The organism is Streptomyces sp. NP160 (assembly GCF_006335115.1).
GTDB lineage: Bacteria > Actinomycetota > Actinomycetes > Actinomycetales > Quadrisphaeraceae > Quadrisphaera.
The window spans coordinates 1-214 of the sequence record NZ_VDMJ01000118.1 but is presented as its reverse complement, the minus strand read 5'-3'; the positions used below and the strand labels follow the sequence as shown (position 1 = coordinate 214).

General features: G+C 78.5%; 1 protein-coding gene. It reads right to left on the bottom strand.

Annotated features, from left to right (window positions below; all coding sequences use genetic code 11):
* The coding region (locus FHN55_RS22190; protein ID WP_180358022.1) for a hypothetical protein at window positions 1–214 on the bottom strand (214 nt) is incomplete at both ends.

Here is a 214-nt window from a genome sequence, read left to right as displayed (position 1 = left end):
GGTGCCGCGGGCGCTGTCGGCGGACAGCTGCATCCCCTCCGGCGCCGGCGCCTCGTAGACGACGTGGGGGGAGCGGCCCAGCCGGCCGGCGTCCGCGGCGCTGGCCGAGGTGGACGCGGTGACGGTCCGCTTGAGCGTCCGGGCGCGGGGCGGCTTCTCCCAGTCGCCGCCGTCCACCCGGTCGAGGACGACGACGGCGTCGTCGTCCTCGACC